The 2,097-nt window shown below is 70.7% G+C and carries 3 protein-coding genes; all 3 read left to right on the top strand.

Translation table 11 applies throughout. The features are described 5' to 3' along the window. Window positions 1-528: WS/DGAT domain-containing protein (locus tag AC1D12_RS31710; RefSeq protein WP_477845146.1), on the top strand; the 528-nt coding region annotated here is incomplete at its 5' end. A 52-nt stretch (window positions 529-580) separates the two neighbouring features. Continuing rightward, window positions 581-1,375, top strand: coding sequence for an esterase/lipase family protein (locus AC1D12_RS31705; RefSeq protein WP_477828051.1), 795 nt, complete (start codon window positions 581-583; stop codon window positions 1,373-1,375). Then, on the top strand, window positions 1,372-2,097 hold a 726-nt coding region (locus tag AC1D12_RS31700; RefSeq protein WP_477845145.1), incomplete at its 3' end, for an alpha/beta fold hydrolase. The genes AC1D12_RS31705 and AC1D12_RS31700, both read left to right, overlap by 4 nt.

The following is a 2,097-nucleotide window of genomic DNA, read 5'->3' as shown; positions in this document are numbered from 1 at the left end:
CTGCTGTACGTCAAGGCGGCCAGCGCCGCGATGAAATCCACGCTCGGCAGCGTCAAGAGCCTGATGCCCACCGATTTCCCGTCGCTTGGCGTGCCATGGCTGATGAGCACCGTCACCTCGCTGTACGGCAAGGCGAAGGTGGCCGACCGCCTCCCGCCGATCGCCAACGTCGTGATCTCCAACGTGCCCGGGCCGGTGTTTCCGCTGTACATGGCCGGCGCGCGGATGCTGACCAACTACCCGGCCTCGATCGTCGTGCACGGCGTCGCGCTCAACATCACCGTGCAGAGCTACGACCAATCGCTGGATTYCGGCTTGATGGCGTGCGCGAAGGCGATGCCCGAGGTGGCCGAGCTCGCCGCGCACCTGGAAGCCACACTGGCCGAACTGCTGGCGCTGCCGGCCACCGGCGAGCCTGTCGCCATGGTGACACCCGAGCCCACATCCAAGCCCCTATCCAAGCCCAGGCCGAAGGCCCCCGCCAAGCCTAGGGCCAGGTCTCCAGCCAAAGCCGCCGCCGCCCGCTGATTGCCCACTAAGATGCAAGCGTATTCACGATGGCCCGACGCGGCCCCCCACCATGCCTCGTGACGGCGCGCAGCAGTCCCCCCACGACGACCTGAAGGCCCCCAATGCCTTGCTCCTGATGCTCGAAGGGCGCGCGCCCTGGGAGTTCGCGGCGATGCTCGCGTCTTCTCCGGTGCTGAACCGCGCGCTCGACAAGCTGCCGCCCGGCGATGGCCACCCGGTGCTCGTCTTTCCCGGCTTGGCCGCCGCCGATTTCACGACCGTGCCGCTGCGCAACTTCCTGCGCGACCGCGGCTACGTGCCCTACCCGTGGGAGCAGGGCTTCAACTTCGGCCCGCGCGAGGGCGTGCTCGAACGCTGCGCCGAGACGGTTGACCTGCTGCACCGGCGCCACCAGCAGCCGGTCAGCCTGATCGGCTGGAGCCTGGGCGGCGTGTACGCGCGCGAGGTCGCGAAGCAGCGCCCGCAGCAGACGCGCTGCGTGATCACGCTCGGCACGCCGTTCACCGGCCACCCGCGGGCGACCAATGCATGGCGCCTCTACGAATGGGTCAGCGGGCAGAGCGTGCACGACCCGGCCCTGCTCGAACAGGTGCGCCAGCCGCCGCCGGTGCCCACCACCTCGATCTACTCGCGCACCGACGGCGTCGTCGCGTGGCAGTGCAGCATCAACGAGGCATCGCCGCTGGCCGAGAACATCGAGGTGCATGCGAGCCACATGGGCATGGGCATGAACCCGCTGGCGCTCTACGCGATCGCCGACCGTCTCGCGCAGGACCCGGCGCGCTGGCAGCGCTTCGAGGCCGATGGCGCGCGCCGGTGGTTCTTCAAGACCGCCGCGGCATGAAGCTCGCGGCCAACGGCATCTCGCTCGAGGTCGAAGACCATGGCTCGCCGCAGGGCGAGCCGCTGCTGCTGGTGATGGGCCTGGGCATGCAGCTGACGGCCTGGCCCGACGAGCTGGTGCAGATGCTGGTGGCCAGGGGCTTTCGGGTGATCCGCTTCGACAACCGCGACGTCGGCCTGAGCCAGGGCTTCGATGCGCTGGGCGTGCCGAACCTGCCGCTGGCCGCGATGAAGTACGCCTTGCACCTGCCGATCCGCCCGCCGTACCCGCTGCGCGCGCTGGCCGACGATGCGGCCGGCGTGCTGGATGCGCTGGGCATCGCGCAGGCGCATGTGTGCGGCGCGTCGATGGGCGGGATGGTCGCGCAGCTGATGGCCATCCACCATCCGCAGCGCGTGAAGAGCCTGACGCTGATGATGACGACCACCGGCTCGCGCCGGCTGCCTACCGCCACGCCCGAGGTGCGGCGCGCGCTGCTGAGCCGTCCGGAGGATCCGCGCAACCCCGAATCGGTGGCGGCGCACCTCGGCCGCTTCATGCACCTGATCGGCAGCCCGGCCTACCGGCCCGATCCGCAGTGGATGCTCGACAAGCTGCGCGCCGCGGTCGCGCGGGCGTACCGGCCGGCGGGCACGGGGCGGCAGCTGGTGGCGATCGCGGCCGATGGCGACCGCAGTGCGCGGCTGGCGCCGATCAGCGTGCCGTGCCGCGTGATCCACGGC

The organism is Rhizobacter sp. P1_G5 (assembly GCF_056405435.1).
Note: the sequence above shows the minus strand (reverse complement) of the source record. Positions and strands in the feature narration are given on the sequence as shown.